Here is a 22568-nt window from a genome sequence, read left to right as displayed (position 1 = left end):
TGCGGGAGGGCACGATGCGCTGGTCCACCGTCATCGCCGTCGCGCTCGCGCTCGGGTGTGCGCCCGACGATCCGCCGCGCGCCGGGCCGAACGTGGTGACGATCGGCGCGGTGATCGATCAGACGGGATCGAACGCGCGCCCGCAGTGGCGCGACGCGGCGGAGCTCGCGATCGCGCACGCGAACCGCGGGCTCGAGCTCGCCGGCGGTCATCGTGATCTGCGCTTCGAGCTGCGCTTCAGCGACTCGAGCGGGGTGCCGCGCGTCGCGATGGAGCGCGCGCTCGCGATGACGCGCGCGCACGCGGTCGCCGGGCTGATCACCGACACCACCGAGGACGTGCTGGCGATCGCGGGCACGAGCTACGACGCCGAGGCCGACGACGTGGGCGTGCCGATCGTGTGCATGGCGTGCACGTCGCCGCAGCTCGGCGATCCGATCGCGGCCGATCCCGACTTCGTGCGGCAGCAGGCGATGCGCGATCGCGATCACTGGGTGTGGCGCACCGCGGCCGACTCCGATCCCGAGGCGGTCGCGCTGCTGCACGCGGCGCGCGCGCTCGGCGATCGCGGCGACACGAACGGCGACGGCGTGTGGAAGGTCGCGTTCTACGTCGTCGACGACGAGTTCGGGAACGGCTTCTTCGAGGGCATCCAGCGCGCGCGCGATCGGAACTACCCGCTCATCGATCCGATGGGCAATTTCATCCGCGGCGGGCTCCGCCTCGAGATCGTGCGGCACGCGCCCGACATCGACGCGAACACGCATCGATGGGACGCGGATCTCGCGGCGCTCACCGACGATCGCAACGAGGAGCCCGAGGTGAACCCCGGCGTGTCGCGCCCCGGCGAGCCGCTGCCGGACTTCGTGATCGACGGAGAGCCCGACGCGATCGTCGAGATCACGTTCCCGCTCTTCGCGGCGTCGATCACGCGCGCGTACGTGCAGGCCGGTGACGAGGTGCGCGCGATGCCGTTCCTCCATCACCACAACTGGCGCCACGAGACGACGCTGGTGCGCCTCGTGGGCTTCGACACCGACGGTCAGGAAGGCGTCTCGCACGCGGTGCTCGACAACTGCCAGACCTCGGGCCGCACGTTCGCCGAGTCGATGCGCGACGAGATCGGTCACGAGGCCGGCATCTGGGACGCGCAGACCTACGACGCGGCGATGGCCCTGATGCTCGCGACGCTGATCGCGATCGAAGAGACCGATCCCGCGACGAACGCGGAGGTCGCGGGCACCGCGGTGCGCGACGCGCTCGCGCGCGTGTCGTCGGGCGATGCAGCAGCGACGACGATCGTCGCGGGCCCCGAGGGCTTCGCCGACGCGGTGCGCGCGATCCGCGAGGGCACGCCGATCGAGTACGAGGGCGCGTCGGGCCCCGTCGACTTCGATGCAGCGGGCGACGTCCGTAACAACTTCGTGCACTACCGCGTCGAGGGCGCGCGCTTCGTGGATCAACGCACGTTCGGGTGCGTCGCGGATCCCGAGGGCTGCGCGGTCATCGAAGGGGCGTGCGGGCTCTGATGTCGCGCACGAGGGGAGGGGGAACGATGGCGAAGAAGTACGGAGCGCGATCGCCGCTGTCGCGCCGTGGGTTCCTGCGCACGAGCGCGAGCGCGGCAGGGGCCGCGGGGGTCGCGGCGAGCGGGCTCGGATCGCTGATCGGGTGCGGCGGCGACGACGACGTGCCGATGACGACGCCCGACGCAGGACGTCGCGAGACGCAGCTGCGCATCCTCGGGTGGACGCACTTCGTGCCCGGGCACGACGTGTGGTTCGACACGTTCGCGCGCGCCTGGGGCGAGGCGAACGGCGTCGAGGTCGTCGTCGAGCGCGTGCCGTTCAACATGGTGCGCCCGACGTTCATGGCCGAGATGGAGTCGGGCACCGGCCACGACCTCTACGAGTGGCCGACGCCGCAGGCCGATCTCGAGCCGCACGTGGTGTCGCTGAACGACATGATGACGGAGCTCGAGGCGCGCCACGGGACGATGATCCCGCTGTGTCGTCAGAGCTGCTTCAACCCGCGCACGAACAACTTCTACGCGCTCAACCACGGGTGGGCGCCGGACCCGGCGAACTTCCGCAGCTCGCTGTGGAGCGGCGTGGGGATGCCGCAGGGCCCGAGCTCCTGGCAGCAGCTGCTCGAGGGTGGTCGTCAGATCAAGGCCGCGATGAACGTGCACGTCGGCATCGGCCTGGCGGGCACCGATCCCGACGCGAACATGGCGTGCCGCGCGCTGCTCTGGTCGTACGGCGCGAGCGTGCAGAGCGCGAACGCCGAGGTCGTGATCAACTCGCCCCAGTCGATCGCCGCGGTCGAGTTCATGCGCGAGCTCTACGCCGACACGATGGTGCCCGAGGTGCTCGCGTGGGGCGCGGCGGACAACAACATCGCGCTCGTCGAGGGGCGCGCGTCGTACATCATCAACTCGATCTCGGCGTACCGCACCGCGCAGGCGAACGTGCCCGCGACCGCCGCCGACATCTTCTTCGGCAGGGCGCTCATGGGGCCGGCGACGGCGCTGGTCGGTGCGCACGCGAACGTGTCGATGATGGTCGCGCGCCACGCGCGGAACCCGAACGCCGCGCAGGACTTCATGCTCCACCTCGTCGAGCACTACAACGAGGTCGTCTACAACTCGGCGCTCTACAACCTGCCTGCGTTCCCGAGCACGACGCCGCAGCTCACGGGCGACGACGGATGGCTCGCGCAGGATCCCTTCGAGTCGGAGCCGGCGAACAAGCTCTCGCTGCTCACGGACGCGGAGTCGTGGAGCACGAACGTCGGATATCCCGGTGCGGCGAATCCGGCGGTCGGCGAGGTGCTCGCGAGCGGCATCGTGCCCCAGATGTTCCTGCGCGCTGCGAACGGCGAGATGACGTCGGAGCAGGCCGTGCAGTGGGCCGAGGACCAGATCGCGCCGATCTACGAGCGCTGGCGCGCCGAGGGGCTGATTTGATCGTGGGCGCGCGCGCGATCGTGTGTGGCTTGGTGCGCGTGAATCGACGCGTGCACCTTCACGTCTTCGCTCGTCGCGCCCCTCGCCGCGATTACCATCGTCATCTCGAGATCGGATGAGGAAGCTCGCCGCCACGCTCCTGATCGTGCTCCTCGCTTCGGTGATGCCCGTCGCGACGGTGCCCTCCGCGCTGCGCTCGGTCGCCGAGGCGCAGGACGCGTCGCGCGAGGCGGCGCTGATCCTCCGCATCCTCTCGTACGATCGGAACCTCGCGCAGCGTGCGACGAACGGCCGAGTCGCGGTGCTGATCGTCTACCAGCCGGGCAACGGCGCGTCGGAGGCGGAGCGATCGCGCATCGTGACGGCGCTCAACGCGCTCGGTGCGCGCACCACCGTGAGCAACATGCAGGCGCGCGCGGTGGAGCACGCGTACCACGATCGTGCGGGCCTGGTGCAAGCGGCGCGCAGCGCGGGCGCGACCGCGATCTTCGTGTGCGGTGGGCTCGGCGGCGCGGCGCAGCAGATCTCGCAGGCGGCGCGCGAGGCGCGCACGCTCTCGATGACGTCGGAGAGCGATGGCGTGCGACGCGGCGGGCTCGGGGTCGGGCTGGTCGCGGACGGCTCGCAGGTGCGCCTGGTGATCAACCTTCCCGCCGTCGAGGCGGAAGGCGCGCGCCTCGATGCCGCGGTGCTGCGGCTCGCCGAAGTGATTCGCTGAGGCTCGGTCACCCGCGGGCGCGTCGCTCGGCGGCGCTCGCGAGCGTGCGACCGTGCGGTGTCGCGTCGGCGTAGCTCGCGGCGCACCGGAACGCGGCGCGCGCCTGCGCGCGCTCTCCGCGCTTCTGCAGCGTCTCGCCGAGGAGGAACCACGCCTCGGCGCGCGTCGGCGTGAGATCGAGCGCGGCACGGAGCGCGCGCTCCGCCTCGTCGAGCTCGCCGAGCCCGAGCGCGCGTGCGGCGCGCTCGAGCCCGTCCTCGCGGGGCGCGGCGATCACGGCCGGCGCGACCGCGCGCGTCGGGCTCGAGGGAGGCTCGAGCCATCCGAGCGGATCGCCGTGGCGCAGCGATGGCGGGATCGCGATCAGGGCCTCGACCGGCGCGACGATCATCGCGCCGCCGGGACGCAGCCGCGTCGCGAGGCGGCTCGCGATCGCCGCGGCCTGCGCGGCCGGGAAGTAGATGAGCACGTTGCGACAGAGCACGACGTCGAACGGGCCCGCGCCGCGATCGGGATCGGCGTCGGTGATCGACGCCCGCTCGAAGCGCACCGAGCGCCGCAGCGCCTCGGGCGCGCTCCACGAGGGCGGCATCGCGACCGGCGCGCCCGCGCCGCTGATCACGCGCGGATAGATCCCGGCGCGCGCGGTGCGCAGCGCCTCGGGGCTCACGTCGGTCGCGAGCAGCTCGACCTCCACGCCGAGGTGCGACGCGAGCAGCGCGATGCTCCACGGCTCTTCGCCGGTCGCGCATCCCGCGCACCAGATCCGCGCAGGCGCGCCGCGTCGCTCGACGATGCGCGGCAGCTCGCGCGCGAGGCGCTCGAAGTGCTCGGGGTGCCGGAAGAAGCGGGTGTGCGGCACCGTCGCGGCGGAGACGAGCACGTCGAGCGCAGCGGGATCGGGGCGCGCGAGAAGGTCCCGAGCGAGCGCCAGCGGCGACGTGCGACGCGTCTGCGCGAGGCGGTCGAGCGCGAGGCGCAGCGCGCTCGGCCACGGCTCGAGCGCGTGCCCGAGCCGTGGCTGCAGCAGCGCGCGCAGGAGCTGCGCGAGCTCGCGATCAGCGTCGGCGTCGGAGGGCTTCGCGGACATCGGTGGCGATCGTGTCGAGGCGCACTGCGCGCACGCGCGGCGAGACGTCGAGCGCGTGGCGCGGCATCGAGGGCGCGGCGCACTCGTCGGGGCTCAGCGCGAGACAGGTCGCGCCCGCCTCGAGCGCCTCCGCGATGCCCCGCGCCGCGTCGCGCCCCATCCCCGAGAGCACGAGCGCGACCACGCGCCGCCCGAGCGATGCCGCGGATGCGAGCGCGCGATCCGCCGAGGGCACGTGGAGCTCGCCGATCGAGCCCGCGACGAGCCGCACCACGCCGTTCTCGATCACCAGATGACGCCCCGCGGGCGCGATCAGCGCGCGACCGCTCGCGAGCGAGTCGCCGTGGCGCGCGGGTCGCGCGGGCAGACCGAGCCCCGCGATCCATCGCGCGAACCCGACCTCTCCACCGAGCGGCAGGTGCTGCACGACGACGATCGCGGCGGGCGCGTCGCGCAGCCCCGGCACCAGGCGCTCGAGCGCGCGTGGTGCGCCGGTGGATCCCACGACGACGAGGACCGGTAGCTCGCGCGCGATCGAGCGCGTCGCTGCGTCGCGCACGATCGCGCGCAGCCGCGCCTCACCGGGCTCTCCGCCGAGCTCGCGCTTCGACACGAAGGCGACCGCGCCCTGCGCGACCGCCTCGATCGCGAGATCCGATCCCTCCGCGGCCTCGCTCACGACGACGACCGGGACACGCGCGGCGATCTCGCGGATCGCAGCGAGCCCCGACGTGCCGGGCATCCACACGTCGAGCACCACGACCGACGCCGTGTCGAGGTCGCTCCACGCGCGCAGCTCGTCCGCGCTCGCGCATCGCTTGATCACGCGCACGTCGTCGTCGGTCTCGACGATCTCGGCGATCCGCCGCGAGGCGATGTCCGAGTCGTCGACGACGCACACACGAATGGTCATCGCGCCAGACACTCGTCGATCACCTGTCGCAGCTCCGTTTCGACGAAGCGCTGCTTCGAGAGGAACCCACGCACGCCGAGCGCGCGCGCGCGGTCGCGCACCGCGGGCTCGCTGCGCGTGGTGAGCACGATCACCGGCACCTCGCGCAGCGCGGCATCACCCCGCAGCTCCGCGATCATCTCGAGCCCGCCGAGGAAGGGCATCTCGACGTCGGTGAGGATCAGATCGGGGCGCTCGGTGCGCGCGAGCAGGAGCCCCTGCTTTCCGTCGGACGCGTCCGATACTTTGAGCCCAAACGATCTCAGGATGCCGAGGAGCAGCTCGCGCGCGACCGGCGCGTCCTCGACCACCAGCACGTGCGGCACCGCGCGACGCGGCATCACCGATGGACGCGCTGCGCTGCTCGCGACACGGCCGCGCAACGTCGCGTGCGTCGCGTCGGCGTCGAGCAGGAAGTACACGCCTCCGTCGGGCGCGGGCGCGACGCCGCGCACCACGTCGGAGCGCACCGCGAGCTCGTCGATGCGCTCGAACGCCATCGGGCGCGGGTTGTCGTAGCCGTCGACCCGCAGCGCGAACACGCCCGTGCGGTGGTGCGTGATCACCGCGACGTCCCCCGCGCGTGGCGGCTCGGCCGACCCGAAGAGCGCGCCGAGATCGAAGAGGGGGACGAGATCGGCCTGATTCGCGGGGCCTCGCGCGAGGCGCCATCCATCGCTCGCGCGCACCGGCTCGCCGATGCGCTCCACCGCGAGCACCTCGCGCACGGGGATCGCGAGGCGCGTCCCACGGCACTCGATCGGCACGACGATGTCGGCGCGCAGCATCGTCGGCAGCACGATCTCGAAGCGCGTGCCGCGCCCGCGATCGGACTCGACGCGCACGCTCCCGCCCACCGCCGCGACCTCGCGCGCGACCACGTCGAGCCCCACGCCGCGCCCCGAGATGTCGGTCACCTCGTCGCGCGTGGTCACGCCCTGCTCGAAGATGCGCTGCAGCAGCTCGGAGTCGTCGCCCTCGTGACGGAGCCGCGCCCGCATGCGCTCGAGATCGACGCCCCCGCCGTCGTCCTCGACGATCACCTGCACGCTCGAGTCGGTCTGGTGGATCGTGATCTCGATGCGGCCGACCGGCGACTTGCCCGCCGCGATGCGCGCCGCCTCGCTCTCGATCCCGTGATCGACCGCGTTGCGCACGAGGTGGAGCAGCGCGGGCCCGAGCGAGCGCTCCACCGACGCATCGACGTACGCATCGCCCGAGACCAGCAGCTCGACGCGCTTTCCCAGCGCGTGCGCCGTCGACCGCGCGGCGCGATGCACCTGCGACTTCAGCGCCGCGACCGACACCATCGCCGCCGATCGCACCGTGTCCTCGAGCTGCTCGAGCGCCATCTCGAGCGCGAACTCGTGCGTCGACCACTGCGCCGCGAGATCGCCCATCCGCCGCTCGATCTCCGCGCCGTACCCGAGCGTCTTCACGATGCGCTCGGCGAGCGCCTCGGGCGGCAGCTGCGGATCGATCTCCGAGAGCAGCGCGCGCAGCATGCGGCGCACCTCGCGCAGGGCAGGGTGCAGCAGCGAGTGCTCGCGATGGAGGCGTCGCGCTTCGTGCACCAGCGGCCCGAGCCGCGCGGGATCGAGCGAAGGGCGCGCGTGCTCGACGTGCTCGGCGCGCGACTCGCTCTCGGCCGGCGCCGCGTCCGCGTGGGTCTCGGTCGGCGCTGCGGCCGCGGCCGCAGCGAGGCGCGCGAGGGTCTCTTCGAGATCGATCTCGAGCGCGCCCTCCGAGGCCGCCATCGCCGAGATCGTGTCGAGCGCGGTGAGGATCGCGTCGCCCGCGCCCTCGCTCATCGACTTCGACGCGCCCTCGACGACGCCTTCCATCGCCTGCAGCAGGTGGCCGCAGTCGGCGAGGCCCAACATGTGCGCCTCGCCCTTCATCGTGTGGAGCAGCCGCTTCAGCGAGCGCGACGCGCCCGCATCGCCCTGCTCGAGCGCGATCCAGAGATCGGTCGCTTCGCTGATGCGATCCGACGCCGCGTCCCAGAACGCGCGGACGAGATCGCGATCCTGCACCGCCATCGCTCAGCGCCCGCTGCGCTGGTCTCGCGGCAGATCGGCGGACGCGACGCGGAACGCCTGGATCGCCTGCTTGAGCTCGTGCGAGAGCTGCAGGAGCGACTCCGCCGAGCGCGTCGTCGCCGCCGATCCGGTGAGCGACTCGTTCACCGCGCGCACCACCTCGTCGGCCGCCGACTTCGCCTGCGACGTGCCTTCCTGATGGCGGTTCACCGCGTCCGAGATCTTCGCGGCCGCGGCCGCGGCATCGCGCGCGAGCTTGGTGCTCTCCTCGGTCGCGAGCACCGACGCGTGCGACGCCGCGCGCATGTCCGCGACGAGCTTCCGGATGTCGCGCACCGAGTCCATCACGTGCTCGGAGAGGCGTCGCATCTCGGCCGCGACGAGCGAGAACCCGCGCCCGACCTCGCCCGCCTTCGTGCCCTCGAGCGCTGCGTTGAGCGCGAGCAGATCCGAGCGATCCGCGATGTCCTGGATGAGCGAGAGGATCTCACCGATCCGATCCGAGTGCGCGCTCACGAGGCGCGTCTGATCGGCCATGCGCGTCGAGCTCTCGAGCGTGCGGCCCGACATCTCGTGCACCGCCTGTGCGTCGCGCGCGACCGCATCGGCCGCTGCTGCGAGCGTCTCCAGCGTGCGGCGGATCTCCTCGAGCGACGCGGTCTGCTGCGTCGCGAGCGTCTCCTGCTCGCGCACCGCGGAGAACATGCCCGCCGACGCCGACGCGACGGCGTCCGAGCTCGTGCCGATCCGCTGCGTCAGGCTGCGCAGGCTGTCGAGCATCCGGCGGAACGCGACGAAGAGCTCGCCGTCGCCGCCGATCGATCCCGTGAGATCACCATCCGCGACGCGCACCGCGCCCTGCTGCAGCTCGCGCAGCCGATCGTTCATGCGCTCGAACGCGGTCGCCATCTCGCCGAGCTCGTCGTTCGAGTGCGCGAGCGCGAGGTTGCTCGACACGTCACCGCGCGCGATCTGCTCCGCCGCGCGCGCCATGCGCTGCATCTGGCTCGACATCCGCGACGCGAACCACAACGACGCGAGCAGCCCGACCACCGCGACGCCGAGCCCCTGCATCGCGATCCACCCGCGCGTCTCCTCGCGACGCCGCGCGATCGCGGTGCTGCGCATCGCGACCGCGACGGTGCCGATCGCGTCGTTGTTCCCGCGCGCGACCGGGGCCGCGACCACGACCAGCGACTCGCTCGCGGACACGTCCTGCGGCTCGTCGCGCATGCGCATCGTGCGCGGCGGATCGCCGTCGCCCACGACGGTCACGCGCTCGCCGTTCGCGCGGTACACGGCGGCCCACTCGACGAGCCGATCGGCGAGCGCGACGCGCATGACCTCGGCGGCCGAGTCGTCCTGATCGAACTCGAGCGGCGCGACCACCGACTCCGAGAGCATCGCCGCGGTCGCGCGCGCGCGCTCGGTGATCGACTCGCGCTCCGCCTGCGCCGCGCGCTCCGGCACGAGCCACGCGTCGAGCCCCGTGATCACGAGGACCCCCGCGAAGAGCAGGCCCGCGATCTTCCAACGAACCGAGACGAATCGGAACATGTGCCCTCGACGTCCGGAGGCGCTCAGCGCGCGCTCGAGCCCGAAAAGAGATCCAGATCGACCAACCAGACGAGCCCGACCCCGTCCATCTCGGCCACCCCGACGACGTGAGGCAGCGCCATCGCGTCGCGCAGCAGCTCGGGCAATGCGAAGAGGCGCTCCTCGGAGAGCCAGTCGAAGCGCGCGTCGGCGCAGTCCACGCGCCGCTCACCGGCGCCGGTGCGCACCAAGAGCGATCGCGCGTCGCGCACCGACGCATCGGGCTCGCGACGGAAGAGCGCGACCGGTCGCTCGTCCTCGCCGCCCGAGCCCACCGCGCGCACCACCTGCGACGCGGGCAGCGCGCAGCGCACGCCGTCGTGCGAGAGCAGCACCACGCGGCTCACCGAGCCTCCGCGAGCAGCTGCTTCACGGTCCTCACGAGCGCATCGGTCCCCGCCGACTTCGCGACGACGGCGTCCGCCTGCGCCTCGCGCGCGAGCGCGTCGAGCTGCGTCGTGTCGTTCCCCGAGACGAGCACGATCTTCAGCTCGCCCAGCTTCTCGGTCTTCCGGAACAAGCTCGCGAGCTTGTCGCCGCGCATCGACGGCATGTTGATGTCGATCACGACGAGGCGCGGCTGCGTGCGCAGGATCGCGCTCGTCGCGCCGATCGGCGAAGGCAGGTCGATCACGCGCAGTCCGGCGGCCGCGAGGGCGCGCTTCATCGACTCGCGCGCGATGTCGCTGTCGTCGATGACCAGCACGTCGGCGGAAGGGGTCCGCGAGCTCATGATGTCGTCTCCCGTACTGCAGAGATGAGCGCGATCGGATCCACGATCGTCAGCGGGCCCTCGGACGAGTCGACGAGCTCTCCGGGCGTCGCGTCGCGCGCGAGCTCGACCGTGCTCACGCCGCGCGTCGTCTCCGCGGGGATGCCCACGAAGCCGCGCGTCGTGCCGCACACGATCAGGCGACGCACTGCGCGCGTCTCGCGCTCGCTCTCGCCGAGCGGCGACTCGAGCACCGCGACGATGCGCCCGCGGTCCTGCACCACGCCGGCGATCCCGGCGGTCGCGCACGGCAGACGCGCAGGAGCCTGCCACGCGATCACCGCGTCCACCGACTCGGCGGGGACCCCGAGGAGCGCACCTCCGTGCTCGAAGAGCAGCAGCGCGCGCCGATGTCGCGCCGAGCTCTCCGCGTGTCCCTGTCCCCCCGACAAGTCCTCGCGAAACCGCGAGAGCGGATCCGTCACGTCTTCGATACTAGCCGACGATTCCGTGGCGATGGAACCTGAAATCAGGCGTCCGCGTCACGAGTTGGCGCGCAGGTGCGCGCGTTCGCGACGCTCGGCGCGCGAGCACCACCGCGTGCGACGACTCGGTGATCCGTCGATAGTCAGAGTCAGTCGATGACTCGGAGCGCGCTGACATGAGCAAGCGGGGCTGGGGCCCCGCGCGCAGCGTTCAGGGATGGGGGGCCCCGATCCGGCTCCGCCGGGCGGGGGGAAGGGGTCATCCATGACCCCTTCCGAAAACTCAGCCCGGGAACCACTGCGCGGGCATGCCGCGCCCGCTCACGATCAGCGCAGTCACGTCCATCGTGATCGCGACGCCGATGTGCACCACGCATCCGCCCCAGATCGAGCGCGTGCGCAGCGCGAGCGTCCCGAGCACCACGCCGGCGAAGATCGCCGCGACCGCCTCGAGGAACGGCTTGCCGAAGTGGATCATGCAGTAGGGCACGACCATCGCGAAGATCGCCTGCGAGCCCATCGCGCTGCGCATCGAGCGCATCCAGAAGCCGCGGAAGAAGAACTCGAGCGAGAGGAACTGCGCCGCATAGAGCAGCTCCCACGCGATCAGATCGAACCAGCTGCGCGAGCAGAGATCGTAGAACGGGTAGTACTGCGTGAAGTGCGGGACGAACTTCGCGACGAACATCACGCCGACGAACACCGCCGAATAGCTGAGCCCGTAGATCCACGCGTGGTTGCGGATCTCCTTCGTCTCGAGCCCGTGATCGCGCAGCCGCTCCTTGAAGAACCACTTCACGACGATCGCGGGGATCACGAAGTAGCCGAGCACGCGGAAGCCCGACCACCACACGAAGTCCGCGAGCTCGAGCCACTGCGAGTCGCGCAGCCAGACCCAGAACGTGTCCTCGCGCGAGCCCAGCGGCGCGAGCTCGCGAAGCAGCTGACGGAACGTCGTCGAGTGCCCGACGTACTCCATCACCGTCAGACACAGCGCGCCCACGCAGAGCGCGATGATCGGCCGGTAGTCGTAGCCCTTGCCCGCTGCCTCTCGCTCGTTGCGCTCGTCGGCCGCGAGCTCGTCCAGCACGCGCCACGCACGCACGAAGAAGTTGCGCGGATGCAGCTCGGTCAGGCGCTGCGCCCACGGCTTCGCCGAGAGCCCGTGCTCGAGCCACTCGATGCGCGCGCGCTTGTCGTTCTCGGCGGCGCTGCGATAGGGCCCCGCCTCGGACGCGGCGGCAGCGGCCTTCGCAGCAGCGCCCCGCTTGCTCACGCCGATTCGCTCCGCGCGATCCCGCGATCGAGACGGGCCAGCGTGCGCTCGCGACCGAGCACCTCCATCACGTCGAAGAGGCCGGGGCTCGCGGTCTTGCCGGTCATCGCGACGCGCGCCGGCTGCGCGACGTTCTTCATCTGCAGGGCCGTCTGCGCGAGCCACTCGTTGACGCTCGCCTCGAGCGCGACGCGATCGAAGGGCTGCACGTTCGCGATGTGATCGCGCAGCGCCTTCAGCGTCGGCGCGCTCTCCTTCACGAGGAACTTCGCGACCGCCTTCTCGTCCTCGGCCGGCGGCTCGCGGAAGTAGAAGTCGACCATCTCGACGATGTCGATCAGCGTCGTCGCGCGCGTCTTCACGGTCCCGACCGCGCCGATGTAGCGATCGCGCTCGGCGTCGAGCCCCGCGGCGATCACCGGGTCCTTCGCGAACGGGCGCGCCTTCTCCGCGAGGATCGCGTCGTCGAGCGTGCGCAGGTGCGACGCCTGGACGTGCGCGAACTTCTTCGCGTCGTACTGCGCCGCGGTGCGGCCCACGCCGTCCCACGAGAACGCCTGGATCAGCTCGCTGCGCGTGAAGATCTCCTGATCGCCGTGCGACCAGCCGAGGCGCGCGAGGTAGTTGAGCACCGCGTCGGGCAGGTAGCCCATGTCGCGATACTCCGTCGTGCTCACGGCCGCGTGGCGCTTGCTGAGCTTCTTGCCGTCCTGCCCGTTGATCATCGGCAGGTGCGCGAACTTCGGCAGCGCGTAGCCGAGCGCCTCGTAGAGGATGATCTGGATCGGCGTGTTCACGACGTGATCGTCGCCGCGCGCGATCAGCGTGATGCCCATCGTGATGTCGTCGACGACCGCGCCGAAGTTGTAGAGCGGCACTCCGTCGCCGCGCATCAGCACCCAGTCCTGCTGCGCGTCGTTCGGGACGTCGATGCGCCCCTTCACGAGATCGAGCCAGCCCGTCGCCCCGCTCGTCGGCGACTTCATGCGGATCACGTACGGCTGATCAGGCTGATCGGCGCGCGTGCGGCAGGTGCCCGGATAACGGAAGTGCTGACCCGGCGCGAGCTTCGCGCGCTGCGCGTCGAGCTCTTCCTTGGTGCAGTAGCACCTGAACGCCGCGCCGCGCGCGATGAGCTTCTCGGCGAACTCGCGATAGAGCGCGAGCCGCTGCGTCTGGAAATAAGGCCCGTTCGGGCCTCCGACCTCGGGCCCCTCGTCCCACTCGAGGCCGCACCACTTCATCGAGTCGAGGATGACGTCGACGCTCTCCTGCGTGCTGCGCTCGCGGTCGGTGTCCTCGATGCGCAGCACGAAGGTCCCGCCGGTCCTCCGCGCCCAGAGCCAGTTGTAGAGCGCGGTGCGAACGCCGCCGATGTGCAGGTATCCGGTCGGCGAAGGCGCGAAGCGGACGCGATCTCCCTTGGTCGTCATGGGGAGGCGAGCGTTAGCACAAGCCCGGGATCGATGCTTGACCCCTGATCCGCGGGGCTCCATGCTCCCGAGCCGCTCTTCCGGATGGAACATTCAGCTTCCGCCGTCGCGCCTGCGGCCGCCTCGACCACCGAGGAGATCGAAGCGCGCCTCAATGCCGCGACGACCCACGCGCACGCCCACGTGCGCTTCGTCGAAGAGGTCCCGTTCGGCGAGGCACTGCGCATCCAGCGCTGGGTGCTCGGCAACGGGCTCACGATCCTCGTGCTGCCCGATCCCGCGGCGCCGGTGGTCTCGTACCACACGTGGCTGCGCGTCGGCTCGAGCCACGAGAAGCCCGGAAAGACGGGCCAGGCGCACCTGCTCGAGCACCTGATGTTCCACGAGACGAAGACGCTCGCGCACGGCGAGTTCGATCGTCTGCTCGAGGCCGCCGGCGGCGAGACCAACGCCGCGACGTGGGTCGACTGGACCTACTACTACGAGAACCTGCCCGCCTCCGAGATCGCGCTCGCAGTGCGCCTCGAGAGCGATCGCATGTCGAACCTCGTGCTCGCGAAGGACAAGGTCGCGAGCGAGAAGCAGGTCGTCACGTCGGAGCGTCGCGACCGCGTCGAGGACGACGTCGAGGGCAAGGTCAACGAGGTCCTCTACGCGACGGCGTTCGGCAAGGAGCACCCCTACGGCTGGCCGACGATCGGCTGGATGGGCGACATCGAGGGGTTCACTGCGTCGGACTGTCGTTCGTTCTACCGAACGAACTACGCGCCCAACGGCGCGACGCTGGTCGTCGTCGGCGACGTCGAGATCGAGTCGCTCCTCGCGATGATCCAGGAGCACTACGGCCCGCTCGGGCCCTCGAAGCTCACGACGCACGACGCGCCGTCCGCGCCGCGCCAGCGCAGCGAGCGCCGCAAGGACGTGTCGTGGCCCACGCCCACGCCGAAGATCGCGGTGGGCTGGCACGCGCCGGGGTACGCGTCGTTCGATCACGCGGTGCTCACGGTGATCGATCAGCTGCTCGTCGGCGGTCGCTCGTCGCGGCTCTGGAAGGAGCTCGTGCGCGAGAAGGAGCTCGCGGCCGAGGTGCGCATGTCGCTCTCGCCGTTCCGCCACGGCGGGCTCGTCGATCTCTGGCTCTCGGCGCGCGAGGGCGCGTCGATCGACAAGTGCTTCGCGATCGCCGAGAAGCACTTCAAGCGCCTGAAGAAGGAGCTGGTCGACGAGGAGGAGCTCGCGAAGGTGAAGAACCGCCTCGAGCTCGGGTTCCTCTCGGCGCTCGAGACCGTGTCGGGCAAGGCCGAGCAGATCGGCTTCTCGGAGACGGTCGTGGGCGATCCGCGCCACAGCTTCACGCGCCTCGCGGAGTATCGGCGCGTGACGTCCGAGGACGTGCGGCGCGTCGCGCGCGAGGTCTTCGACGATCGCCGCCGCACCATCGTGCGCGTGACGCCGAAGGAGCGCCGCACCACTTCTCGAAAGCGCAGCGCGGCGTGACCACGTCCCGACGTCCCACCGCTCCGGCGCCCGACGCGCCCTGGGGCCCGCGATGGACGACCGACGCGGGGATGACCGTGCTGCTCGAGGAGAGCCACGCGATCCCGCTGGTCGACGTCGAGGTCGTGCTGAAGACCGGCGCGCTCTTCGATCCTCAGGGCAAGGAAGGCCTCGGTCGTCTCGCGGCGCGCTTGCTCCGCATGGGCACCAAGCGCCTCAAGGCCGAGGACGTCGACGAGGCGATCGACTCGATGGGCGCGGCGCTCAGCGTCGACGTCGCGCACTCGATGGTGCGCCTGCACGCGTCGGTGATCCGGCGCAGCCTGCCCGACCTCCTCGAGCTGCTGGGTCAGCTCGTGTGCACCCCCGCGCTGCGCGCGACCGACCTCGGGCTCGTGCAGCGCGAGACGATCGCGGATCTCCTCAGCCAGCGCGACAACGATCGCTGGCTCGCGAGCCGCGGGCTCCGCTCGCACTTGTTCGGCGAGCACCCGTACGCGCGCCCCACCTTCGGCAACGCGGAGACGATCCAGCGCGTGTCGCGCGGTGACGTCGCGGACTTCCTCGGCACCCACGTGGTCGCCGAGAACATCGTGCTCGGCGTCGCGGGCGACGTGACCGAGGGCGAGCTGCGCGCGATGGTCGATCGCGCGTTCGCGAAGGTGCCGCGCGGCCGCGCGCCCGAGGTGACGCTGCCGGTCCCGGTGATCGCGAAGGGCCGACGCGTGCTGGTCGTCGACAAGCCCGAGCGCACGCAGACGCAGATCTTCCTGGGCACGCTGGGCACGCGCCTGGCCGATCCCGTCTTCTATCCGCTGGTCGTCGCGAACACTGCGTTCGGCGGCACGTTCACGTCGCGCCTGGTGCGCGAGGTGCGCAGCGAGCGCGGCTGGAGCTACGCCGCGAACGCGCGGCTCGGCGCGGATCGACAGCGCGAGGCGTGGAGCCTCTACACGCATCCTTCCGCGGAGAACGCGGTCGACTGCATCGCGCTGGAGCTCTCGTTGATCGAGAAGTTCGTCGAAGAGGGCATCAGCGCGCCCGAGCTCAGCAATGCGCGCGACTACCTCGTGAAGTCGCACGCGTTCGATCGCGACACCGCGGCCAAGCGGCTCGAGCCGCGCCTCGATGCCGAGGTGCAGTCGATGCCCGCCGAGTTCTACACGCACTTCGTGACGAGCGTCGGCGCGGTGACGCTGCCTCGCGCGAACGAAGCAGTGCGTGCGCGCCTCTCGCACGAGGACCTGTCGATCGTCCTCGTCGCGACCGCGGCGCCCCTTCTCGATCGCCTGCAGCGACTGCCGGGTGTGCGAGAAGTCTCGGTCGTTCCGTTCGACTCGCTCTGAGCGTCGCGCTGCCCTCGGAGCCCCTCGCTCCGTCAGGAAGCTTACGCACGCGACACCCTGTCTCGCGGTCCCGGCGGCGCGGGTCGTCGAATCCCCGAGGGATCGAATCTGCACGGATGACCGGTGTGGCGTGGCACATCGGTTGCGACACGGGGCGCCCCGTTCCGCCCGGGAGCGCCACACCGTGCGTCCTCTGACGACCGTCGTGCGCTCCCGGAAACGAACGGAATCAGCGCACGGAATCGAGCTCGGGCACCCAATCAGATCACGTTGACAAGAGGTCCGCGCCTCTGTCCTACTCCGCCGCTCGTTCTGCGGTGGGCCTTTGCGCGTGCGCGCATAAGGCATCTCGAGCGCAGCAGTCGATTTCGCCCAGACAACGTTGCTCGCCTTCGTTTTTGTTCCCCCAGCACCGATCGGACGAATGGAGAAGCCTCGGTGAGAGAATGGACGCTGATGGCTCGCGTCTCGCGAGCCTGGTTCGTCGTCGCGCTGAGCGCGATCGCGGGGCTGACCATCGCCTCGCCTCTCGCGTCGGCGCAGACGACGGAAGACGCGGACGAAGCAGCACCGGCGCAGGAGCAGGCGCCATCGGAGGGCGCGACAGAGGCCGAGGTCGCGCCGGAGACGACGGCACAGGAGACGGCGCAGGACGAGGCAGCGCAGTCGGACGAAGCGGCGCAGTCGACCGAAGCGACGCAGTCCGAAGCGACCACGACGAGCGCCCCGGACTCCGCACTGCAGCCCGGCGACATCGAGGCCGAAGAGGCCGCGGCGACCGGTGAGGACGCGGCTGCCGAAGAAGCTGCCGCCGAAGAGGCGCAGGCCCAGCGCGAGCCGCTCCCGTGGCGCAACTCGTTCTTCAGCTGGACCCACGGCATCACGCCGAACTCGTTCTTCCGCGGGGCGCAGCTCAGCTACGACCCGATGTACTACTGGTCGTTCAACCTCGCGCCGCGCTGGTACCTCGACCCCGCGACGTTCTTCGCGCTGAGCCAGAGCCTCTCGGTCGAGCTCACGGACGACGGCCTCTCGAGCCCGAACAACCGCGAGCCGCAGCTCAGCGACACGATCGTCGAGCTCCGCCGCACGATCGCGTGGGAGGGCTTCATCTTCATCCCCGCGGGCCGCGTCGTGCTCCCGGCGTCGAAGGCGAGCCAGGCCGCGCAGCGCTACTTCGCGCTCGCGGGCGGCCTCACGGCGGTGCGCGTCTTCCCCGAGCTCGCGTCGCTCACGTTCGCGCTGATCGGCCGCTACCAGTACTGGTTCGCGGGCCGCAACACGCCGGGCACGCTGGGCACGTACCCGGCGCAGCAGCACGCGCCGAGCGGCGACGTCCAGAGCGGCAACTTCGGTGATCAGGCGTCGGCCGTGACCTCGGCGCGCCACGTGATCACCGCGGGCCTCAACATCACGGTCACGCCGATCTCCGGTCTGACCCTCGCGGGCTCGGCGTTCTGGCAGTCGCAGGAAGGCCACGGCCTCGGCGAGGCGTGCACCGATACGCTGATGGGCCCGTACTGCATCGGCGACAACAGCGATACGCACTGGCGTCACTTCACGTCGTTCTCGCTCTCGGTCGCATACGACGTGCAGCCGTGGCTGAACCTCTCGGTCGGCTGGTCGAACGCGACGAACCTCGCGCCGCTCCAGAACGACGACGGCTCGCTGCGCAGCGTCTTCAATCCCGACAACAACTTCTTCCTCACTGCCACCGTGCAGATCGATGCCATCTACGAGGCGCTCCAGGGCGCCGAGGACGACGGCCTCACGCCGGAGCAGCGCCAGCGTCGCCGTCAGGGCCTCGCGGGTGTGCAGAGCACCACCGGAGGTTCCTTCTGATGCTGCCGCACGGACACGATCACGCGCGCTCGCTGTCGCGCGCCGTCAAGAACTGCTTGCTGCTTCGCGGACTGATCGCCGCGAAGTCTCACTCGAACTCGGATCGCGGGCTGGAGGCTGGGACGATGAAGCGTCTCGGGATGTGGGTCGCGTTGGGCTTGCTCGTGGGCGCGAGCATCGGTGGCTGCGGCAACGAGCAGCCGCCGGTCAATCGCGTCGGCGTGAACGTGGTCGAGAAGAGCGCGTTCACGGGCTCCTGGTACATGGCGCGCACGACGATCGACATGGACTACGAGGCTGCGGGCCTCGGGTTCATGGGCGAGATCGCGCGCGACGGGACCGCGGGCTTCATGGGGTTCGCGCTGCCGCGCATCCGCTGGGTCATCGACGAGGAGACGCTCTACGCGTACCGCGACTACGAGATCGTCGGTGATCCCGAAGATCCGTGGGGTGAGGCGGCGCCGAACCCGGATCACCTCGGCGCGCCGGTCGCGGCGTTCCGCATCCTCAGCCACTTCGACATCCGTCGCGACTACAACACGGTCACCGGCGAGGAGATGAACGTCCTCGTCGAGAACTCGACGGACCGTCGTTGGTGGGAGCGCCGGTTCATGCGCGTCGACTGGTCGCGCAACCTGCTCACCTCGTACTTCGGCACCAGCCACGAGCTGACGGAGATCTTCGGCCAGACGCGCCGCGAGCCCGCGCAGCTGGTCGTCCAGGACGAGTCGCAGTTCCCCGAGAGCTGGCGCCCCCAGTTCCACTTCATGTCGTGCGCGGGCATCGACGATGCGTCGGAGTCGTGCAGCGCGGAAGATCGCGACTGGGCGGGCGACTACCAGCAGGGCGACCTCTACAGCTTCAGCTTCGTGACCCAGGAGATCGTCTCTCCGGGCAACGTGTTCATCCCGGGCTTCGGCACCGTGCCGAACTGCGGCGAGGCGAGCTCGGGCATGCCCGAGTGCGCGTCGGTGCTGGTCGCGGTGCGCACGGCCTTCCTGCGCGTGAGCGACACGCGTCAGTACGAGCCCATCGAGTGGACCGACGAGCGTCACGAGCGCGCGGGCTACTTCCGACTCGACCGCCTCACCTACGACGCGAGCCGCACCGCGGACGATCCGACGTGGGGCCAGACCGACTTCTCGAACCGCGGCACCAACCGCCACAACATCTGGCGCAACTGGTACACGGAGAGCGAAGACGGCACGCGCACGGCGGTCCCCTACGCCGATCGCGACGTCCGCGAGATCGTCTGGTACACGACGCCCGAGCTCCCCGCGCACCTCGTCGAGCCGGCGTTCGAGACGATCGGCGAGTGGAACGAAGTGCTCATGGGCACCGTGCGCCAGCTGCGTGGCCAGGAGATCCCGGTCTATCAGCGCACTGCGTGTCAGAGCGACGATCCGAGCGGGTACTGCTACTGCCAGTGTGATCCGACGGAGTTCCCCGACGGCACCGGCTGCACCGCGGCGGACGCGCTGAACCCGACCTGCGCGGGTCAGTACGATCCCTTCGAGACGCCGGATGCGGCGCGCGGTCGCCTCGTCTCGGGCGAGCCCTTCGACTGCCACGTCGTGGTGCCCGAGGGCGCCGAGCCGAACATGGCGGATCGCGGCGTCGCGGAGCGCCTGAGCGACACGTCGTTCAACGGCTGGTTCGGCGCGCGCATGGAAGGCAGCGAGTGCGTCAACGTCCTGCGCGTCAACACCTGCAACCAGGCGACCCTGGCGGCGGCGGAGGCGGCGGGCGAGACGATCACTTGCCAGGAGCGCGGCGACATCCGCTTCAAGTTCCTGAGCTACGTCGATCAGCCGGGCACGCCGTTCCTCGGCGTCGCGCAGCTCCGCGGCGATCCGATCACCGGTGAGGTCTTCACCGGCGACGCGAACATCGGCGGTCCTGCGATGCAGTCGCAGCGCACCCGCGCGATGCAGACCTACGACCTGATCAACGGTCGCTCGACCGATCAGGAGTTCTTCACCGGCGAGGACATCCGCGCGTTCCTCGAGGCCGCGAACCGCGTCGACCTGCCGGCTCCGCCGCGCATCGACTTCAGCGTCGCGCTCGAGGCGGGCGTCGGTGCCGATCCCGCCGTGCGCGGCGAGATCGACAACGTGATGGAGCGCGCGATGGCGCGCGCCGAGCGGCTGCAGGGCCCCGAGGGTCGCGCGCAGCTCTTCAGCGACTCGCGCCTGCGCGAGCTCGCGGGCACCGACATCGAGCGTCGTCTCGTGTCGGGCGAGGACGCGCTCGTCCTCGCGGGCCTCACGAACGTGCCGTCGACGATGACCGGCGCGGAGCTCAACGAGGCCGTGCTCGAGCAGGCCTCGCCGTTCCGCCACGGCATCGGCGAGCACCTCGACGACTTCGCGGACTTCAACGTCCGCAGTGGTCTCAACGCGTTCCACATGCCGACCGAGTTCACGGATCACTCGGTGATGTGGTTCGTGATGCAGCACCGTAGCTGGCCGCGCGCGCGCGTGGAGTTCGAGCTCAACCGCCGGCTCTATCGCGACACGCAGGTCCACGAGATGGGCCACTGCCTCGGCCTCATGCACGACTTCGGTGGCACGGCCGACAGCCACAACTACGAAGATGACTACTACCTCATCAATCGTCGCTTCCCGCTCCCGAGCCCCGCGACGTTCGACACGGACGGCACGCCCGGCCTGAGCCCCGCGGAAGTGACGGCGTTCGAGACGGCCTACGCGGACGCGCGCCGCCTCCGCGAGCTCGCCGGCATCGACACGTGGATGAACGCGTCGGTGATGGACTACACGGCGCAGTGGTACGAGCGCATCCAGGGCGCGGGCCACTACGACCGCATGGCCATCCGCTTCGGCTACGGCGACATCGTCGACATCTACGACAACCGCACGTCGCGACTGCCGCTCGAGCAGATCAACCCGGCCGGCGTGCGCGCCGACGGCACGATCGCCGAGGGCTTCCAGCGCGTCGGCATCAAGTGGTACCGCGGCGGCGAGCGCTGCGAGGCGGACACCGACTGCCCGTACGCGGTCGGCGGCGCCCGCGCGGCCGAGCTGCTCGAGACGAACATGACGACGGGCCTGACGCAGACCTGCGTCGCGAACCCGACGTCGGCCGGCGGCGGCATCTGCTCGAACTTCGATCAGGACGTCGCGGAGTTCAGCGAGACGCTGCCCACCACGCCCGACTTCGTGCCGGTGACGTTCCGCTACTGCGACGACATCCGCGCGAACACCCGCACGCTCCCGTGGTGCAACCTCTTCGACGAGGGTGACTCGTTCCGCGAGATCGTGCGGAACGCGATGGAGTCGTACGAGCGCAACTACATCTTCTCGGCGTTCCGCCGCTACCGCCGCACGTTCACGATCAACGGCTACATCAACGGCCTCACGCGGTACCTCTTCCCGCTGCTCAACATCGAGCAGAACCTGCTGTACCGCTACCAGAACGATCCGGAGTTCCGCGACACGACCGGCGCGTGGGGCTTCTACGATCAGTTCCTCGCGACCGCGGACACGCTGAACTTCTTCGCGCGCATCCTCGGCTCGCCGGGCGTCGGCGCGTACCAGTGGAACTCCGGTTACCAGTGGTACGAGCGGTTCAACTCGAACCCCGACTCGCCGACTGGCCAGCTCCAGATTCGACTCGGACAGGGCCGCTTCTTCGGCTCGGTCTATCAGGCGGGTCTGACCGGCATCAACCGCATCGAGCGAATCGGATCGCTCTACGACAAGATCATCACGATGCAGCTGCTGACGCTGCGTGGTCTGTCGCCGTTCTACGGTGCGGAGCTCGTGTTCTACACGAACATGTACGACCTCTTCCCGAACGAGATTAACCAGATCTTCACGGGAATGATCGCGGACCAGCCGGGCGAGTACATGCCGCGCGTCATCTGCGACGCATCGAGCTCGTTCCCGCAGTGCCGCAATCCGCGCACGCTCTACATGGACTTCTATCGCGGCGACTGCTCGACCCCCGGGTCGACGACCTGCCGCCCGCACCCCGCGGACATCACCTATCGTCCGAACCCCGCAGAGCGGATGTTCGTCCTCAACGGCGGCGACAACTTCCTCCTGCAGTCGTACGCGACGATCTTCGGTCTCTCGGAGTTCCCGGTCTATTACGACACGACGTTCCAGACGCAGCTGTTCCTCTGTGTCGAGGGCCAGGGCGACTGCAACGCTCCCGAGGGCACCGAGGGCGTCGACTACGTCCGCTACACCAGCACTCGTTTCGGCAAGAGCTACCTCGCGTGGCAGCTCACGCCGGAAGAGGGTGGTCTGATCGACCAGGAGTCGATCGCCTTCGCGATGGTCCGCGAGGCGCGTGACTCGGCGTTCATCCTGCGCTGCCTGCGTCAGTTCCGCGGCGACTTCGGTGGCACGCCGAACGACGAGAACAACATCCCGCCGGCGGACCGCACGCGCCTCGCGGCGCTCGGTTACACCATCCCGCGCCTCGGCGACGGACGGCCCGACTCCACGCGCATCAACGACGAGGTCGAGCGCCTCGACGGTCGCGTGGTCCAGCTCGAGTCGTTCTTCGGCTACCTCGTCCAGCTCGAGCGCGAGTTCGGAATCCAGTTCCCGTTCACGTACACCCGGCCGGAGATCTGAGGAG

Annotated in this window: 16 protein-coding genes; 7 read left to right on the top strand and 9 right to left on the bottom strand. The window is 70.3% G+C overall.

From position 1 onward, the window contains the following. Positions 1-14 precede the first annotated feature (14 nt). The 3 genes from I5071_RS22605 (at position 15) to I5071_RS22595 (ending at position 3686) form a co-directional block, all read left to right on the top strand. Entirely contained in the window at positions 15-1529 is a 1515-nt protein-coding gene (locus I5071_RS22605) for a hypothetical protein (protein WP_236607597.1), read from the top strand. Positions 1530-1555: 26 nt separating this feature from the next. Next, positions 1556-2968, top strand: a complete 1413-nt coding sequence (locus I5071_RS22600) for an ABC transporter substrate-binding protein (protein WP_236607596.1) — start codon at positions 1556-1558, stop codon at positions 2966-2968. Positions 2969-3083: 115 nt separating this feature from the next. Then, positions 3084-3686, top strand: coding sequence for a YfiR/HmsC family protein (locus I5071_RS22595; RefSeq protein ID WP_236607595.1), 603 nt, complete (start codon positions 3084-3086; stop codon positions 3684-3686). A gap of 7 nt (positions 3687-3693) precedes the next feature. Here the strand turns inward: I5071_RS22595 and I5071_RS22590 are convergent, their stop codons facing one another. The 9 genes from I5071_RS22590 to gltX all read right to left on the bottom strand — a co-directional run bounded on the left by I5071_RS22590 (position 3694) and on the right by gltX (position 13272). Beyond that, a complete protein-coding gene (locus I5071_RS22590) occupies positions 3694-4776 on the bottom strand; it encodes a CheR family methyltransferase (RefSeq protein WP_236607594.1) in 1083 nt (360 codons plus the stop codon). After that, positions 4745-5689, bottom strand: coding sequence for a chemotaxis protein CheB (locus I5071_RS22585; RefSeq protein ID WP_236607593.1), 945 nt, complete (start codon positions 5687-5689; stop codon positions 4745-4747). The genes I5071_RS22590 and I5071_RS22585 overlap by 32 nt, the downstream gene beginning before the upstream one ends. Next, the gene (locus tag I5071_RS22580) at positions 5686-7770 is read right to left on the bottom strand and encodes a hybrid sensor histidine kinase/response regulator (RefSeq protein WP_236607592.1); all 2085 of its coding nucleotides are present in this window, start codon (positions 7768-7770) and stop codon (positions 5686-5688) included. The genes I5071_RS22585 and I5071_RS22580 overlap by 4 nt, the downstream gene beginning before the upstream one ends. Before the next feature lie 3 nt (positions 7771-7773). Beyond that, positions 7774-9327 (bottom strand): methyl-accepting chemotaxis protein, encoded by a 1554-nt coding sequence (locus tag I5071_RS22575; RefSeq protein WP_236607591.1) that lies wholly within the window; start codon positions 9325-9327, stop codon positions 7774-7776. A gap of 23 nt (positions 9328-9350) precedes the next feature. Beyond that, entirely contained in the window at positions 9351-9713 is a 363-nt protein-coding gene (locus I5071_RS22570; protein WP_236607590.1) for a hypothetical protein, read from the bottom strand. After that, positions 9710-10099, bottom strand: coding sequence for a response regulator (locus tag I5071_RS22565; RefSeq protein WP_236607589.1), 390 nt, complete (start codon positions 10097-10099; stop codon positions 9710-9712). Before I5071_RS22565 ends, I5071_RS22570 begins: the two co-directional genes overlap by 4 nt. After that, complete coding sequence (locus I5071_RS22560; protein ID WP_236607588.1) at positions 10096-10563, bottom strand: chemotaxis protein CheW; 468 nt, start codon at positions 10561-10563, stop codon at positions 10096-10098. Before I5071_RS22560 ends, I5071_RS22565 begins: the two co-directional genes overlap by 4 nt. 283 nt (positions 10564-10846) lie before the next feature. Continuing rightward, positions 10847-11839 carry a CPBP family intramembrane glutamic endopeptidase gene (locus I5071_RS22555; protein WP_236607587.1) on the bottom strand — a complete coding sequence of 331 codons (993 nt, stop codon included), beginning with the start codon at positions 11837-11839 and terminating at the stop codon, positions 10847-10849. Continuing rightward, positions 11836-13272 carry a glutamate--tRNA ligase gene (gltX, locus tag I5071_RS22550; protein ID WP_236607586.1) on the bottom strand — a complete coding sequence of 479 codons (1437 nt, stop codon included), beginning with the start codon at positions 13270-13272 and terminating at the stop codon, positions 11836-11838. Before gltX ends, I5071_RS22555 begins: the two co-directional genes overlap by 4 nt. 84 nt (positions 13273-13356) lie before the next feature. On the opposite strand from gltX, the gene I5071_RS22545 reads away from it, so the two are divergent. The 4 genes from I5071_RS22545 to I5071_RS22530 all read left to right on the top strand — a co-directional run bounded on the left by I5071_RS22545 (position 13357) and on the right by I5071_RS22530 (position 22564). After that, positions 13357-14769 carry a M16 family metallopeptidase gene (locus I5071_RS22545; protein WP_236607585.1) on the top strand — a complete coding sequence of 471 codons (1413 nt, stop codon included), beginning with the start codon at positions 13357-13359 and terminating at the stop codon, positions 14767-14769. Further along, positions 14766-16115 carry a M16 family metallopeptidase gene (locus tag I5071_RS22540; RefSeq protein WP_236607584.1) on the top strand — a complete coding sequence of 450 codons (1350 nt, stop codon included), beginning with the start codon at positions 14766-14768 and terminating at the stop codon, positions 16113-16115. Before I5071_RS22545 ends, I5071_RS22540 begins: the two co-directional genes overlap by 4 nt. A 456-nt stretch (positions 16116-16571) precedes the next feature. Beyond that, positions 16572-17957 carry a hypothetical protein gene (locus I5071_RS22535; RefSeq protein WP_236607583.1) on the top strand — a complete coding sequence of 462 codons (1386 nt, stop codon included), beginning with the start codon at positions 16572-16574 and terminating at the stop codon, positions 17955-17957. 125 nt (positions 17958-18082) lie between these two features. Then, complete coding sequence (locus I5071_RS22530; protein ID WP_236607582.1) at positions 18083-22564, top strand: hypothetical protein; 4482 nt, start codon at positions 18083-18085, stop codon at positions 22562-22564. Positions 22565-22568: the final 4 nt, after the last annotated feature.

This window comes from Sandaracinus amylolyticus (assembly GCF_021631985.1).
GTDB classification, from domain to species: Bacteria; Myxococcota_A; Polyangia; order Polyangiales; family Sandaracinaceae; genus Sandaracinus; species Sandaracinus amylolyticus_A.
The sequence above is the reverse complement of the archived record's forward strand: the minus strand, read 5'-3'. Positions and strand labels throughout refer to the sequence as shown.

Coding starts and splice junctions, on each gene's coding strand:
- I5071_RS22585 (WP_236607593.1), bottom strand. CDS start 5,689: ATGACCATTCGTGTGTGCGTCGTCGACGACTCGGACATCGCCTCGCGG.
- I5071_RS22590 (WP_236607594.1), bottom strand. CDS start 4,776: ATGTCCGCGAAGCCCTCCGACGCCGACGCTGATCGCGAGCTCGCGCAG.
- I5071_RS22595 (WP_236607595.1), top strand. CDS start 3,084: ATGAGGAAGCTCGCCGCCACGCTCCTGATCGTGCTCCTCGCTTCGGTG.
- I5071_RS22535 (WP_236607583.1), top strand. CDS start 16,572: ATGGCTCGCGTCTCGCGAGCCTGGTTCGTCGTCGCGCTGAGCGCGATC.
- I5071_RS22575 (WP_236607591.1), bottom strand. CDS start 9,327: ATGTTCCGATTCGTCTCGGTTCGTTGGAAGATCGCGGGCCTGCTCTTC.
- I5071_RS22580 (WP_236607592.1), bottom strand. CDS start 7,770: ATGGCGGTGCAGGATCGCGATCTCGTCCGCGCGTTCTGGGACGCGGCG.
- gltX (WP_236607586.1), bottom strand. CDS start 13,272: ATGACGACCAAGGGAGATCGCGTCCGCTTCGCGCCTTCGCCGACCGGA.
- I5071_RS22565 (WP_236607589.1), bottom strand. CDS start 10,099: ATGAGCTCGCGGACCCCTTCCGCCGACGTGCTGGTCATCGACGACAGC.
- I5071_RS22600 (WP_236607596.1), top strand. CDS start 1,556: ATGGCGAAGAAGTACGGAGCGCGATCGCCGCTGTCGCGCCGTGGGTTC.
- I5071_RS22530 (WP_236607582.1), top strand. CDS start 18,083: ATGAAGCGTCTCGGGATGTGGGTCGCGTTGGGCTTGCTCGTGGGCGCG.
- I5071_RS22605 (WP_236607597.1), top strand. CDS start 15: ATGCGCTGGTCCACCGTCATCGCCGTCGCGCTCGCGCTCGGGTGTGCG.
- I5071_RS22545 (WP_236607585.1), top strand. CDS start 13,357: ATGGAACATTCAGCTTCCGCCGTCGCGCCTGCGGCCGCCTCGACCACC.